At 71.5% G+C, this 15,102-nt stretch carries 9 protein-coding genes; 7 read left to right on the top strand and 2 right to left on the bottom strand.

The window, feature by feature from the left end; all coding sequences use genetic code 11:
* From ELI80_RS00925 to hflX, 7 genes are all read left to right on the top strand, one after another.
* On the top strand, positions 1 to 2,554 hold a 2,554-nt coding region (locus tag ELI80_RS00925; RefSeq protein ID WP_438943045.1), incomplete at its 5' end, for a transglycosylase domain-containing protein.
* Between the two features lie 93 nt (positions 2,555 to 2,647).
* Positions 2,648 to 4,396, top strand: coding sequence for a type I secretion system permease/ATPase (locus ELI80_RS00920; RefSeq protein ID WP_136648787.1), 1,749 nt, complete (start codon positions 2,648 to 2,650; stop codon positions 4,394 to 4,396).
* A gap of 209 nt (positions 4,397 to 4,605) precedes the next feature.
* Positions 4,606 to 5,871, top strand: a complete 1,266-nt coding sequence (locus tag ELI80_RS00915; RefSeq protein WP_136648807.1) for an HlyD family type I secretion periplasmic adaptor subunit — start codon at positions 4,606 to 4,608, stop codon at positions 5,869 to 5,871.
* Between the two features lie 520 nt (positions 5,872 to 6,391).
* Positions 6,392 to 7,768 (top strand): Trk system potassium transporter TrkA, encoded by a 1,377-nt coding sequence (trkA, locus tag ELI80_RS00910; RefSeq protein WP_136648786.1) that lies wholly within the window; start codon positions 6,392 to 6,394, stop codon positions 7,766 to 7,768.
* A 55-nt stretch (positions 7,769 to 7,823) separates the two neighbouring features.
* Positions 7,824 to 9,464, top strand: coding sequence for a TrkH family potassium uptake protein (locus ELI80_RS00905; protein WP_136648785.1), 1,641 nt, complete (start codon positions 7,824 to 7,826; stop codon positions 9,462 to 9,464).
* 150 nt (positions 9,465 to 9,614) lie between these two features.
* Positions 9,615 to 9,848: an RNA chaperone Hfq gene (gene hfq, locus ELI80_RS00900; RefSeq protein ID WP_089343093.1), complete on the top strand. Its 234-nt coding sequence runs from the start codon at positions 9,615 to 9,617 to the stop codon at positions 9,846 to 9,848.
* On the top strand, positions 9,849 to 11,318 hold the full coding sequence (hflX, locus tag ELI80_RS00895) for a GTPase HflX (RefSeq protein ID WP_268939826.1): 1,470 nt from the start codon (positions 9,849 to 9,851) through the stop codon (positions 11,316 to 11,318).
* 105 nt (positions 11,319 to 11,423) lie between these two features.
* Here the strand turns inward: hflX and ntrX are convergent, their stop codons facing one another.
* Positions 11,424 to 12,815 carry a nitrogen assimilation response regulator NtrX gene (ntrX, locus tag ELI80_RS00890; RefSeq protein WP_136648784.1) on the bottom strand — a complete coding sequence of 464 codons (1,392 nt, stop codon included), beginning with the start codon at positions 12,813 to 12,815 and terminating at the stop codon, positions 11,424 to 11,426.
* On the bottom strand, positions 12,808 to 15,084 hold the full coding sequence (locus ELI80_RS00885; RefSeq protein ID WP_438943046.1) for a sensor histidine kinase NtrY-like: 2,277 nt from the start codon (positions 15,082 to 15,084) through the stop codon (positions 12,808 to 12,810). Before ELI80_RS00885 ends, ntrX begins: the two co-directional genes overlap by 8 nt.
* Positions 15,085 to 15,102 lie beyond the last annotated feature (18 nt).

Genomic DNA, 15,102 nt, shown 5'->3' with positions numbered 1-15,102 from the left:
CGGCGGCGCGGGCGGCGGCAATGGCGGCTCCGGAACCGGCGGCGGCCTGCCCCCGCAGGAAGCGCGGCGGCGCGCGGCCGCGGCCCCCAAGGCCAAGGCGCGCCGGCGCGGCAACGTCGTGACCCGCGGCGTGGCCGGGACCATTGCGCTCGCGTGGCGAATCGTCTGGGGCAGCGTCTGGCGCCTGGGCCTGACGGTCGCGCTGATCCTGTTCGTGGCCTCGGCCTATTACTATTCGACCCTGCCCGAACCGCAGGCGCTGTTCGACGGCCGCGCGCGCGGGTCCGTGACCATGCTGGACCGCGACGGCCGGGTCTTCGCCTGGCGGGGGGAAACCTTCGGCACCGTCAGCTCGGACAAGATCGCGCCGGTGCTGAAAAACGCCGTGGTCGCGACCGAGGACAAGCGGTTCTATTCCCACCTGGGCGTCGACCCGCGCGGCGTCGCCAGCGCCATCAAGATCAACATGGCCGAGGGGCGCGGGCCGCTGGAAGGCAACGGCGGCTCGACCATCACCCAGCAGGTGGCGAAGCTGCTGTGCCTCGGCGAGACGTTCGACCCGACCAAGTGGAAGTCCGAGGCCGAGTTCGAGGCCGAGTGCCGCAAGTCCTCGCTGTGGCGCAAGGTCAAGGAGGTGCCCTACGCGCTCGCGATGGAGACAAAGTACTCCAAGGACGACATCCTCAACATCTACATGAACCGCAGCTATCTGGGCGCCGGCGCCCGCGGGTTCGAGGCCGCGAGCCAGCGCTATTTCGGCAAGCCCGCGTCCGACGTGACCGCGGCAGAGGCCGCGATGATGGCGGGGCTTCTGAAGGCCCCCAGCTATTTCGCGCCGACCGCGAACCTCGAGCGGTCGCGGGAACGGGCCAGCGTCATCCTGGGGCTGATGCACGACCAGCGCTACCTGACCGACGAGGAATACGCGGACGCGAAGGCCAACCCGGCCCGGCTGAGCCGCGCCGCGGCAGCGCGCGCGGGCGGGTATTTCGCGGACTGGGTGATGGAATCCGGCCCCGGCTTCCTCACAAGCGAGACGACCGAGGACGTCACCATCAAGACGACCTTCGACCAGCAGATCCAGCGCGCGGCCGAACGGGCGCTGGCCAAGGTCTTTGCCGAGAAGGTGAAGGACGGTTCCAAGGCCCAGGCGGCGGTCGTCATCATGTCCCCCGACGGCGCCGTGCGCGCGATGATCGGCGGGCGCGACGAAAAGGTGAACGGCACCTTCAACCGCGCGACGCAGGCGATGCGCCAGCCGGGATCGGCGTTCAAGCCGTTCATCTACGCCGCCGCGCTGGACATGGGCTATTCGCCCGACAGCATGATCCTGGACGCGCCGCTGACGATCAACGTGCGCGGGTCCGGGCCGTGGTCGCCCAAGAACTACACCCGCCGCTACCGGGGCGAGGTGACGCTGACGACCTCGCTGATGCAGTCGCTGAACACCTCGACCATCCGCCTGCAGGAAGCCGTTGGCCGCGACGCCGTCCGGCGCGTGGCCGAGGATTTCGGCTTCGGCCACAACCTCGCCTCCGGCCCGTCGCTGGGCCTCGGCGTGTCGGAAACGACGCTTCTCGACATGACCGGCGCCTATGCCGGGATCCGCAACGGCGGCACGGCGGTCCGGCCCTACGGCCTTGTCGAGTTGGCGATCAAGGGCGAACAGACGCCGCTCATGGGCCAGGTCGGCGGCATGGGGCAGCGCGTGATCTCGGCCAAGGCGGCAGGCGAGCTGATCGGGATGATGCGCGAGGTCGTGGCGCACGGCACGGGCACGCGTGCCCAGCTTCCCGGCGGACGCGACGTGGCCGGCAAGACCGGCACCACCTCGTCCTACCGCGACGCGTGGTTCGTCGGCTTCTCGCAGCAATACGTGGCGGGCGTCTGGATGGGCTACGACGACAACAGCCAGATGACCGGTGTGACCGGCGGCGGCCTGCCGGCCGAGATCTGGGCCGCGGTGATGACCGAGATCCACGAGGGCCTGCCGAACGAGCCGCTGGACACCACCAGCGGCGGCGGCGGCGTCGTGCCGCAGATCGTGTCCGTGGGCGACGCCGATCCGCTGGCCGCGGCGCTGGCGCAGGCGGTGTCCGACGCGGCCCCCGTCCGCACCCTGCCCGAGGAGATGGGCGGCGGCGCGCTGGCGCCCATGCCGGACCCGGCGAACGGCAGCCTCGACGCGGCCCTGGCCGAGGCGATGGCATCTGCGCAGGAAGCCGACGAGGCGGCGGTGGCCGAGATCCTCGCGGCCGAGAACCTCGCCCCCGCGGCGGACGGCGGCGTGGTCGATCCGGTCCCGGCAGGCGTGACCGCCCCCCGCACCCCGGGATCGGTCGTCACGTCCGATCCGGCCGGCGACCAGCTTGCCGATCCGCTGGCGGCCCCGGCGCCGGACCCGTTCGTCGAAGCCGCGGCGGCCGAAGCCCCTCTGCCGGACCCTGCGGACCTTGCGGACCCGTCCGCCGGGGCCGGCGCGGGCGCTACCGCCGCCCTGCCGGCGGACGACCCGCTCTCGGCAGCTCTCGGCGCGGCGCTGGCGGGCAACTGACCGGCAGACGCGCATTGCCGCTCGCGTCGATGGTTTCTTAACCTTTCCCGTCGTAGAACTTGCGGACGAATCGGGAAACCGCACCGGGGGCACATGGCTCGGACATTTCATGACGGGCAGAAGGAACTGCGCGCGGCGCGGTCCGCGGGGTGGCACCTGCTGCTGTCGGTGGCCGCGTTCTCGGCGGCGGTGAACCTGCTGAACCTGGTCGGCCCGCTGTTCATGATGCAGGTCTACGACCGCGTCCTGGGCAGCCGCTCGGTCGAGACCCTGGCGGCGCTGTTCGGCGTCGTGGCCTTCCTGTTCGTCATGATGGGGCTTCTGGACCTCGCGCGGACGCGGGTGATGGCCCGGATCGCCGCGCGCTTCCACGCCCAGATGGAAGGCCGGGTATTCCGCGCGGCGCTGCAGGACGGGGCGGCGACCGGGCAGGCCGCCGCGACCGCCGTGGGGCCGGCCGATCTTGACGCGGTGCAGCGGCTGATCGCCTCGCCCGTCATGCTCGCGCTCTTCGACCTGCCCTGGGTGCCGATGTTCCTGGCCGGCCTGTTCATCTTCCACCCCCTGCTGGGCGCGATGGCGTGCCTGGGCGGCCTGGTGCTCGTCATCACCACGCTTCTGAACCAGCTGATGTCGCGCGACCCGCTGCGGCAGGCGCACATGGCCGGGCAGCAGGCCGACCGGACCGCCGCCATGTACCGCGAGGAAGGCGAACTGATCGGCGCGCTGGGCATGCGCGGGGCGACCCAGACCCGCTGGCAGCGGCTGCGCGACGACGTGGCGGACGCCACCATGCGGGGCGCCGACCGCTCGTCGGGCTTCACCGTGTTTTCGCGCGTCTTCCGCCTGTTCCTGCAGAGCGCGCTTCTCGCCGCCGGCGCCTGGCTGGTGCTGCGGGGCGAGGTGACGCCGGGCGCGATGATCGCGAGCTCGGTCCTGATGGGGCGGACGCTGGCGCCGATCGAACAGATCGTGGGCGGATGGCCGCTGGTGCAGCGCGGGCAGGATGGCTGGCGCCGCCTGGGCGAGCTTCTGTCCCGCCGCCCGCCGCCGCCCGCGCGCACCCCGCTGCCCCGCCCCGCCGCGCGGCTGCAGGCGACGAACCTGTCCGTGGTGCCGCCCGGCGCCGACATGGCGACGCTTCGGGCCGTGTCCTTCGCGCTCCAGCCCGGCCAGGCGATGGGCGTGATCGGATCGTCGGGCGCGGGCAAGTCCACCCTCGCCCGCGCGCTGACCGGGTCGTGGCCGCCCGCCGCAGGGTCGATCCGGCTGGATGGCGCGACGCTCGACCAGTACGATCCCGACGTGCTGGGCGGGCTGATCGGCTACCTGCCGCAGCAGGTGACGCTGTTCGACGGCACCATAGCCGAGAACATCGCCCGGCTTTCGCCCGAACCCGGCCCTGCCGCCGTGGTGCGGGCCGCGACGCAGGCGGCCGCGCACCGGATGATCCTGGACCTGCCGCAGGGATACGACACGCCCGTCTCGCAGGCCGGGGCCCGGCTTTCGGGCGGGCAGATCCAGCGCGTGGGCCTGGCGCGCGCGCTCTACGGCGACCCGGTGCTGTTCGTGCTGGACGAGCCGAACTCCAACCTCGACAACGAGGGATCGCAGGCGCTGAACCTCGCCATCCGCTCGATCAAGGCGCGCGGCGGATCGGTCATCATCATGGCCCACCGCCCCGCCGCCATCGCCGAGTGCGACCTGCTGCTGGTGATGGAACAGGGCACCGTGCGGGCGTTCGGCCCGCGCGACGAGGTGCTGAAGTCGACCGTCCGCAACGCCCAGGACATCCGCCCCGCGACGGCGGGCCCGCAGATGGCGGCGGGGGGTGCGGCATGACCCGGAAGGGCGACGCCATCGTGCCGGACGCGGCCGCGCAAGAGGGCGGCGCGATCACCCCGACGCGCCTGACGGGGCGGCCCGCGCGCGGGGCGGGCCCCGGAGGTCCCGGAGGTCCCGGCGTCCGGCCGCCCCAGCCCGCGCCCGCGCCCGCGCCCGCCGGATCGGCGCGCGACGCCGCCCGCAGGCGCTGGCCGGTCGGCGGCACCATGATGCTGGGGCTTCTCAGCCTTCTGCTGCTGGTCGGCGGCTTCGGCGGCTGGGCCACGCTGTCGCGCATCTCGGGCGCCGTGGTGGCCCACGGCCAGATCGAGGTCGAGCGGCACCGCCAGGTGGTGCAGCATCCCGAGGGTGGCGTGGTGGACGAGATCCTCGTGCGCGAGGGCGACCCGGTCCGGGCCGGCGACCCGCTGATCCGGCTGGACGGCGACCTTCTCCAGACCGAACTCGCGATCGTCGAGGGGCAGTACTTCGAGATCCTCGCCCGCCGCGGCCGGCTGGAGGCGGAACGGGACGAGGCCCCGGCGCCGCAGTTCCCGGCCGAGCTTCTGGACAGCATCCCCGAACGCCCCGAGCTGCAGGGCCTGGTCGACGGGCAGACGAGCCTGTTCAGGGCCCGGCGCGACACGCTGAAGCAGTCGCTGGACCAGCTTGCCCAGCAGGCGCGGCAGGTCTCCGACCAGATCGTCGGGATCGAGGCGCAGGAAGCCGCGACCAGGACCCAGCGCGAGCTGATCGAGCGCGAACTGACCGACCAGCGCACGCTGCTCGACAAGGGCCTCGCGCAGGCGCCGCGCGTGCTGGCGCTGGAACGCGAGGCGGCGAGCCTTGACGGCCGGCTGGGCGAGCTCGCCGCGTCGCGTGCGCAGGGGCAGACCCGGCTGACCGAGATCGGCATCACCCAGCTGGCCCAGTCCTCGGAACGGCGCGAGAGCGCCGAGACCGACCTGCGCGACCAGGGCTACCGCGAGCTGGAACTGGCAGAGCGCCGCCGGTCGCTCAGCGAACAGATCGCCCGGCTCGAGATCCGGGCGCCGGTCTCTGGGGTCGTCCAGGAGCTGCAGGTGACGACGCCGCGCTCGGTGATCCGCGGCGCCGATCCGATCCTGTTCCTGATCCCGCAGGACCGGCCGCTGGTGGCGGCCGCCCGCATCTCGCCCCTGAACGTGGACGAAGTCAGGGTCGGGCAGCCCGTCATGCTGCGGATGTCGGCGCTGTCGTCGCGCACCACGCCCGAGATCGGCGGAACGCTCGTGGGCGTGTCGGCGGACGCGGTGACGGACCAGGCGACCGGCGTGCCCTATTACCGCGCCGAGGTGACGATCGCGCAGGACCAGCTGTCGCGCCTGGGCGGCGCGGCGCTGGTGCCGGGGATGCCGGTCGAGGTCTTCATCCAGACCGGCGAGCGCAGCCCCATGGCCTATCTTCTGAAGCCCCTGACGGACTACTTCGCACGGGCGCTGCGAGAGACGTGAGGCGACCCGGGCTGCGGGACGCGGCCCGGCGGGCGCTCCGCGCGGGAGCGAGCCGTGGAGTTGCGGGTAGCCGGTCCTTGGCGTGGCTTGGCGGATCAGAAGCGCCAGCTCGACTTCTCGCCGGTGTTCCGGCCTCGCGGTGCCGCTGCCCGCTGCGCCGACAGGTGCTCGGTCGAGGCCCTCCTCGTCCGGCACGCCAGTTCGCGGCGGCTACTTCGGGGCGGCGACTTCGGCCTATGGCCATTGCAAGGCGGCCAGTCGTTGACTGGCGCACCCTGCCCCACCCCCAACCACGCCCTTCCACGTTGCAGGACTGCCCCACCGCCGACCACGCCCTTCCACGTTGCAGGATTGCTCCGGCGCCAGCCACGCCCCTTCCACGTTGCAGGATTGCCCCGCCGCCAGTCACGCCGCTTCAGGTTGGCGCGCCCTGCCCCACCCCCAACCACGCCCCTCCACGCTGCGGGATTGCCCCGCCGCCTCGTTTGCCTCTAAGCCTTGCGGCAACCGGAGTGCGCGCATGAAGATCATCATCTGTGGGGCGGGACAGGTCGGCTGGCAGATCGCCCGCCACCTGAGCGGCGAGCGCAACGACATCACGATCGTCGACACCGACGCCGAACTGATCCGCCGCGCCACCGACATGCTGGACGTCCAGGGCGTGAGCGGCTTTGCCAGCCACCCCCACGTGCTGGCACGGGCGGGCGCGGCCGACTGCGACCTCCTGATCGCCGCGACGCATTCGGACGAGGTCAACATCGTCGCCTGCGAGGTCGCGAACTCGGTCTTCCAGGTGCCCCGCAAGATTGCGCGGCTCAGGGCAGCGTCGTATCTCGATCCCGGCTACGCCGGCATGTACGGCACGACCAACCTGCCCATCGACGTGGTCATCAGCCCCGAACGCGAGGTCGCGCGCGCCGCCATGCAGCGCCTGCAGGCACCCGCGACCTTTGACGTCGAAAGCTTCATGAAGGGCAAGGTCCTGATGCTCGGCCTCGCGCTCGACGCGGACTGCCCGATCCTCAACGCCTCGCTGCGCCAGCTGGACGACATGTTCATCCGCAACATGGCCGTCGTCGTGGGCATCCGCCGCGGCGGGCGGCTGTTCGCGCCCGAGGCGGACGACAAGCTGTACCAGGGCGACGAGATCTACGTCATCTGCCCGATCGACGAGGTCGACCGCACGCTGGAGCGCTTCGGCAAGCCCACCGCGCGGCCGAAGCGGGTGATCATCGTGGGCGCGGGCAACGTCGGCCTGTCGGTGGCGCAGGCGATCGAGAAGAAGCTGCCCGGCCTGAACGCCAAGCTGATCGAGCGCGACCGCCGGCAGGCCGAGGCCGCGGCCGACGGGCTGGAACGCGTCGTCGTGCTGCAGGGCGACGGGATGTCGGCCGAACTGCTGGTCGAGGCCGGCGTCGCGCGCGCCGACGCCGTGCTGATGCTGACGCAGGACGACAAGACGAACCTTCTGGGCGCGGTCCGGGCGCGCCAGCTCGGTGCGGGGATGGTGGTCTCGCTTCTCAACGACCCGACCCTGATCCCGTTGCGGGGCCCGCTGGGGATCGACGCCTATGTCGATCCCCGCGCCGCCACCGTCAGCACGATCCTGCGCCACATCCGCCACGGCCGCATCCGCGACCTGTATTCCATCGGCGATGCCGAGGCCGAGCTGATCGAGGCGCAGGTGCTGCCCAGCTCCGCCTTCGCCGGGCGGCTGATCTCGGAACTGGACCTGCCCGCGGGGGCGATGATCGGGGCGGTCCAGAAGGGCGAACAGCTGGTCAAGCCGGTGCCGGCCCTTCGGCTCGACGCGGGCGACATCGTCCTGATCTTCGCCCTGAACGACGACGTGGGCGTCATCGACGGGATGCTGCAGGTCGGCATCGACTACTTCTGATGGGCGGGTCGATGGGCCGGACGAAGGGATCGGCATCGATGGACCGGCGCGGCTGATGTCCGTCCGCGAGCGCCTGATCGGCCTGCCGGTCATCGTGCAGCTGGCGCTGGCCGGCTCGCTTGCGATGCTGATCCCGGCAGGTCACGCGGCAGCCGCGGCGGAATGGGCGATGGCGCGCATATTCCTTCACAGCGCGATTGGCTGCACGCTGCTGCTGGTGCTGGTCTCACTCGCGATGGCGGGGCGGATCCCGGCCGACAGGTCGCGGGCGGTCCTGCCCACCATGCTCGGCGCCTATGCCGTGCTGCCGCTGGTGCTGGCGGTGCCGCTTGCGGCGGCGCTGCCCGACACCGGCCTGTTCAATGCCTGGTGGGAGATGCTGAGCTGCCTCACCACCACCGGCGCCACGCTCTACGCCCCCGACCTGCTGCACCCGAGCCTGCACCTGTGGCGGTCGGTGGTCGGCTGGCTGGGCGGGCTGTTCGTGCTCGTGGCGGCGATCGCGCTGCTGGCGCCGCTGCATGTCGGCGGGTTCGAGATCGTGTCGGGCGCGAGCCTCGGCCTTGCCGACGGTGCGCGCGAACCCGGCACCCGGTCGCGGGCGCCCCGGCCGGACAGCCAGATCCGCCGCATCTCGGCCGATCCGGGCGCCCGCATGTGGCGCTGGGGGGCAGAGGTCGCGCCGCTCTACATCGGCCTGACCGCCGCGCTGTGGCTGGCCCTGATGATGCTGGGCGATCCGGCGCTGGTGGCGCTGTGCCGCGCGATGGGAACGCTGTCGACGAGCGGCATCGGGCCGATCGCGGGCCCGGTGGGCGAACCCGGCAGCGGCGTCGCGACCGAAGCGGTGATCGCGCTGTTCCTGCTTCCCGCGCTGACCCGCCGCTTCTGGCCGGGCGGCAATGAGCTGCAGCTTGCGCCGGGGCTGCGGGACGACCCCGAACTCAGGATCGCCGCCGGCCTCGTCCTGTCGGTGACGCTGGTGCTGATGGTACGCCCGCTTCTGGGCGCGATCGGCGTGGTGGGCGCCGTCGCCCCGCCCGAAGCGGCGGCGCCGGGCGTGATCGGCGACCTTGCCCGCGCGTTCGCGGCGGCGTGGGGGGCGGCCTTCACCGCGCTGTCGTTCCTGACGACGACCGGCTGGACCTCAATCCACTTCGAGGGGAGCCGGGCGTGGTCCGGCCTGTCCGCGCCGGGGCTGATCATGGCAGGGCTCGCCATGATGGGTGGCGGCGTCGCCACCGCCGCGGGCGGGGTGAAGCTGCTCCGCGTCTACGCGCTCGCCCGCCACAGCAAGCGCGAGCTTGAGCGGATCGTCCACCCGGCTTCTGTCGCGGGCGGCGGCGCGCGGGCGCGGCAGCTGAGGCAGGGCGGGGCGCACCTCGCCTTCATCTTCTTCATGCTGTTCGCGATGTCGCTGGCGCTGGTGGTCGTGCTGGTGACGATCCGCCCGATCCGGCTGGAAACTGCGACCATCCTGTCGGTCGCGGCGCTCACCAACACCGGCCCCCTGGCCGAGGCGATCCCGCTGATCCAGGCCTACCAGTCCGACGCGGGCAGCGCGGGCGCACCCTGGGCCGGCTGGGCCGGGCTGACCGTGTTCACCAAGGCCGTGCTCGCCGGGGCCATGGTCGCGGGCCGGATCGAGACCCTGGCGCTGCTTGCCATGCTCTCGCCGGGGTTGTGGCGGCGCTGAGAAGCGGTCGAGGCGCGCGGCCTGCCGCCGGCGGCCGCATCGCACGGACAAGCAACGGTTTACCCTGCGTCAGGGGTGCGCTTGCACCAACGCTGCCGCTCGCATAAACGTGATTCTGTCAGACTGACCAAAAAGAAAAGGGCGACGCCAATGGCTGGCGACAAGCAGAACCTTCAGGACGCATTCCTCAATCACGTTCGCAAGGCGAAGGTCCCCGTCACGATCTTCCTGATCAACGGCGTCAAGCTGCAGGGCGTCATCACCTGGTTCGACAACTTCTGCGTGCTTCTGCGCCGCGACGGCCAGTCGCAGCTGGTCTACAAGCACGCCATCTCCACGATCATGCCGGGCCAGCCGATCAGCCTGTACGAAGGCGACGACTGAGTGGCCGAGGCACAGTCCACCGTCGCGCAGCCGACGCGGGCGTTCGTCATCCACCCCGACATGGGGGACCGCCGAGACCAGCGCCGCTCGCCCGACCTCGCGCTTGAGGAAGCGGTCGCGCTGGCCCGCGCGCTGCCCGCGCTCGAGGTGACGGGCGCGACGGTCGCGCGGCTGCGCAATCCTTCGCCGGGGATGCTGTTCTCGTCGGGCAAGCTGGAGGAACTCGGCGCCGCCCTGAAGGAGGCGGAGGCGGAGCTGGTGCTGATCGACGGCCCGGTCAGCCCCGTCCAGCAGCGCAACCTGGAAAAGGAATGGGACGTCAAGATCCTGGACCGGACCGGGCTGATCCTTGAAATCTTCGCCGACCGCGCCCGAACCCGCGAAGGCGTGCTGCAGGTCGAACTCGCCGCGCTCAGCTACCAGCGGACGCGGCTGGTGCGGGCCTGGACCCACCTCGAACGGCAGCGCGGCGGCTTCGGCTTCGTCGGCGGCCCCGGCGAGACGCAGATCGAGGCGGACCGCCGCGCCATCGACGACCAGATGATCCGCCTGCGCCGGCAGCTCGACCGCGTGGTCCGCACCCGCACCCTGCACCGCGCGGCCCGCGCCAAGGTCCCCTACCCCATCGTCGCGCTGGTCGGCTATACCAACGCGGGCAAGTCCACCCTGTTCAACCGCCTGACGGGGGCGGACGTCCTGGCCAAGGACATGCTGTTCGCGACCCTCGACCCCACGATGCGGGCGATCAACCTGCCGGGCCCCGACGGCGAGGCCAGGGGCCGCCGGATCATCCTGTCGGACACCGTGGGCTTCATCAGCGACCTGCCGACGCAGCTTGTCGCCGCCTTCCGCGCCACGCTCGAGGAGGTGCTGGAGGCCGATCTGATCCTGCATGTCCGCGACATCAGCCACCCGGAAACCGAGGAACAGGCCGGCGACGTCGGCGAGATCCTGGAAAGCCTGGGCGTGGAAGAGGACGTGGCCCTAATTGAGGTCTGGAACAAGATCGATGCCCTGTCGCCCGACCTGCGCGCGGCGCTGCGCCGCACCGACGCGCGCCGGGCCGACGTGCAGGCGGTGTCCGCGCTGACCGGCGAGGGGCTCGACGACCTGATCGCCGCGATCGACCTGCGGCTGGCCGACGTCCTCGACGAGCCGCGGGTCGACGATGAGGTGACGATCCCGTTTTCCGACGGCCGCCGCCGCGCGTGGCTGCATGATGTGGGCGTGGTCCGGTCCGAGGAAGCGACCGAAGACGGGCAGCGCGTGTTCGTCACCTGGACGAAGCGCCAGCAGACCGCGTTCGAGGCACTGGACGGTGCCCGCCCCGGTGACGGCGGTCAGGGGGACGGCGGCCAGGGGGACGGCGGCCACGGTGACGCTGGCGAGGGTCACGACCGCAATGACGTCGAGGATGATGACGGGCCGACCCGGACGCCGGGCGGCTGGGACCCGCTGGGCCGCGACTGACCGCCGCCCGCGGCGGACTGCGCGCTTCTGTTGGCGGCCCTGAAGGAAGGCGGTTTACAAGCTTGGCCGCCCCCCAGGGTTGACGGCCCGCGAGGGTGACGGCGGCTACTTCGCCGCCATCAGCTCTTCTTCCGCGCGCATGCCGCCCACGACGCCCAGCGACTTCAGCTTGCGGTGCAGCGCGCTGCGCTCCATCCCGACGAAATGCGCGGTGCGGCTGATGTTGCCGCCGAAGCGCTCGATCTGCGCCAGCAGGTATTCCCGTTCGAACAGTTCGCGCGCGTCGCGCAGGGGCAGGCTGGTGATGCGGTTGCCCAGCGCCAGCGTGTCGCCGTTCTCGCTGGCGCCCGACTGCGGCTCCAGCTCGCCGGGCTGGATCGGGCCGTTGCCCTCGCCCAGGATCAGCACCCGCTCGATCACGTTACGAAGCTGGCGGATGTTGCCCGGCCAGCGCATCGTGTGCAGCACGGTGACGCTGTCGTCGGGCAGTTCGCGCAGCGGCAGCCCCTGGGTCGCGTGGAACTGCTCGATGAAGCGGCGGGCGAGCGCGCCGATGTCCTCGCGCCGGTCGCCGAGCGACGGGACCGCGATCGGAACGACGTTCAGGCGGTCGTAAAGCTCCTGCCGGAAGCGGCCCACCTCGATCTCGTGGGCGAGGTCGCGATTGGTCGAACTGAGGACGCGCAGGTCCACCCGCACCCGGTCGGTGCCGCCCGAGCGCTGGAACTGCTGTTCGGTCAGCACCCGCAGGATCTTGGGCTGGGTGCCCAGCGGCATGTCGGCGACCTCGTCGAAATAGATCACGCCGCCATGCGCCTGTTCCAGCAGCCCCGGCTCCACCCCGCGCTCGGGCGATTCCCGGCCGAACAGGACTTCCTCCATCCGCTCGGGCTCGATCGTGGCGCAGGGGACGATGACGAACGGCGCCTCGGCCCGGGCGCTGTGGGCATGGATGTATCGCGCGGCGAGTTCCTTGCCCGACCCCGGCTCGCCGGTCAGCATCACCCGCCCGTTCGACCGCGCGACCTTGTCGAGGTTGTCGCGCAGCCGCCGGAACGGCGCGGAATGGCCCAGCATCTCGGCAGGCGAGCTGTCGCGGCGGCGCAGCGTCGCGTTTTCACGGCGCAGGCGGCTCGTTTCCATTGCGCGGCGGATGACGACCATCAGCTGGTCGATGTTGAACGGCTTCTCGATGAAGTCGTAGGCGCCCTGCCGGATCGCGGCGACCGCGATCTCGATGTTGCCGTGGCCCGAGATGATGACGACCGGCACGTCCGGGTTGTTGGCCTTGGCGTGCTTGAGGATGTCGAGCCCGTCCATCCGGCTGTCCTTCAGCCAGATGTCGAGGATCATCAGCGCCGGCTGGGCCGCGTTGATCGACGCCAGCGCCTCGTCGCTGTTGGCGGCGAGCCGGGTCGCAAAGCCTTCGTCCTGGAGGATGTCCGCGATCAGCTCGCGGATGTCGCGTTCGTCGTCGACGATCAGAATGTCACTCATGTGCCTGTGCCTCCTGCTCTGTTCTGGTCTTGCGCGATGGCGCCAGCCGCACCGGCTGGCGTTCGCGGGGTAGCCGGATCTCGGCCATGGCGCCGCGGTGTCCCGCGGCGTCCGGTTCGGCGTCGGTCAGGACCAGGCTGCCGCCGTGTTCCTCGACGATCTTCTTGACGATCGGCAGCCCCAGCCCGGTCCCGCCCTGCTTCATGGTGACGTAGGGCTCGAACAGGCGGGTGCGGTCCTCGGGCAGGCCCACGCCGTTGTCGGTGATGGTGATGGTCACGGCGTCGGGCTGCGCGTTCATGTCCACCCGCACGGCCGCCGCCCAGTCGCCGGCGGGCCGGTCACGCACCGCCTCGGCCGCGTTCTTGAGAAGGTTCGTGAACACCTGCCCCATCATCCCCGCGTCGCAATCCACGATCACGGGCTCGGCGGGAATGTCGGCCGCGATCCCGCCGGCGACCGCATCCTGCTGCAGGGTCACTGCGTCGCGCAGCAGGCGGGCGAGATCGACCTCTTTCCGGTCGGGTTCCGGCATCCGGGCGAAGCGGCTGAATTCGTCCACGATCCGGCGCAGGTCGCCGGTCTGGCGGATGATGATGCCGACCAGCTGGTCCAGCGCCTCGCGCGTCTCGCCTTCGGGGGCGATGCGGGCGAACTTGCGCCGGATGCGTTCGGCCGACAGCTGGATCGGGGTCAGCGGGTTCTTGATCTCGTGCGCGACCCGTCGGGCGACGTCGCCCCAGGCGGCCATGCGCTGCGCCGAGACGAGCTCGGTCACGTCGTCGAACGCGATGACGTAGCCTTCGACCTCGTGCGCGGCGCCGCGCCGGACGGCGATGCGGACCAGCAGGCTTTCGATGCGGCCGTCGCGCGTGACCCGGATCTCGTCCTGCACCGATGCCGCGACCGACCCGGACAGGCGGTCGAACAGCGCCGCGAACTCGGGCACCGCGTCGCGCAGCGGCCGGCCGATGTCGCGCCGGGGGTCGAGCGCGACCAGCCGGTGGGCGGACCGGTTCATGAAGTCGATCCCGCCCGACGCGTCGAGGCCGACCACGCCCGGCGTGACCGAACTCAGCACGTTGTCGAACAGGCGCCGCTGCTCGTCGGCGGCGCGGTAGGACGCGACCAGCTCCTCGTGCTGCTGCTTCAGCTGCCGCGTCATGTGGTTGAAGCTCGCGCCCAGCGTCTGGATCTCGTCGCCGGTGTCGAGCTCGGGAACCTGCACGTCCAGGTTGCCGCGGCCGATTTGCTCGGACGCTGCGGCGAGGCGGCCGATCGGGCGCGACAGCCGTTCCGCGAACCACATCCCCAGCCAGATCGCCGCCGCTACCAGGAGAAGCGCGAAGCTGAGATAGACCAGCGAGAACTCGAACAGCACCTTGCCGCGGACCTGTTCGAGCTGCTGGTACAGGCCCACCGTCTCGCGGGTGTCGTCCAGGAGGCCCAGCAGGTCGCCGTCCACGTCGCGGGTGACGTAAAGGAAGCGGTCGGGCACGCCGGTCAGCGGCACGAGGGCGCGGAACTCGTTGTTCTGCCAGTCCTGGATCAGCAGCAGGCCCGTATCGAGCGCGACGTCGAACTGTTCCGGGGTCGGCGTCTCGTACCAGAACAGGTAGGACCGTTCGCCCCGCGACCGGATCGCGCCGCCGCCGTCGATGACATAGGCCTCGCGCAGGCCGCGCTGGATGCGGGACTGCCCCTGCGACAGCAGCGCCCGCACGGTGCCGTCGTCGATCAGCGGGTTTTCGGCGGCGGCGGAGTTCAGAAGCCCCGCGAGCATCTGCGCGTCCGATACGAGGTCGCGGCGGTGTTCGTCCTGGTACGCCTCGGCCGCGGCGAGCGAACTCGACACCACGGACTGCACGCGGGTCGAGAACCAGCCCTCGAGCCCGATGTTGACGGTGAGGCCCGCGAACAGCGCGACCAGCACGGTCGGGATCAGCGCGATGCCCGCGAAGACGCCGACCAGCCGCATGTGCAGCCGCGACCCGGCCGCCGCGTTGCGCCGCGCAACCACCATGCGGGCGAGGCGCGCGATCACCAGCGCGGTGAGCAGCAGCATGTAGATGAGGTCGGCCAGCAGGACCAGCCGCAGGGTCGTGCTGTCGGTCGGCTCGTCCAGCGGGCCCAGCACGGCGAAGGTCGCGAGCGCCAGCAGCGGCCCGAGCACCGCCAGCCCGACGGTCGCCACGTTCTGCACGAGGCGCTTGCGGCGCAGCCGCGCCATCTGCTCCCACGGGATGCGCCGCGTCTGCGCCATCACCATCGCCTGCCTTGCCCCGCC

The organism is Paracoccus aeridis (assembly GCF_004923205.2).
GTDB classification, from domain to species: domain Bacteria; phylum Pseudomonadota; class Alphaproteobacteria; order Rhodobacterales; family Rhodobacteraceae; genus Paracoccus; species Paracoccus aeridis.
The sequence above is the reverse complement of the archived record's forward strand: the minus strand, read 5'-3'. Positions and strand labels throughout refer to the sequence as shown.

Excerpts from the sequence above, each read along its gene's own strand:
- hfq (WP_089343093.1), top strand. The coding sequence starts at position 9,615 with ATGGCTGGCGACAAGCAGAACCTTCAGGACGCATTCCTCAATCACGTT.
- ELI80_RS00915 (WP_136648807.1), top strand. The coding sequence starts at position 4,606 with ATGATGCTGGGGCTTCTCAGCCTTCTGCTGCTGGTCGGCGGCTTCGGC.
- ELI80_RS00905 (WP_136648785.1), top strand. The coding sequence starts at position 7,824 with ATGTCCGTCCGCGAGCGCCTGATCGGCCTGCCGGTCATCGTGCAGCTG.
- ELI80_RS00920 (WP_136648787.1), top strand. The coding sequence starts at position 2,648 with ATGGCTCGGACATTTCATGACGGGCAGAAGGAACTGCGCGCGGCGCGG.
- ntrX (WP_136648784.1), bottom strand. The coding sequence starts at position 12,815 with ATGAGTGACATTCTGATCGTCGACGACGAACGCGACATCCGCGAGCTG.
- ELI80_RS00885 (WP_438943046.1), bottom strand. The coding sequence starts at position 15,084 with ATGGTGATGGCGCAGACGCGGCGCATCCCGTGGGAGCAGATGGCGCGG.
- trkA (WP_136648786.1), top strand. The coding sequence starts at position 6,392 with ATGAAGATCATCATCTGTGGGGCGGGACAGGTCGGCTGGCAGATCGCC.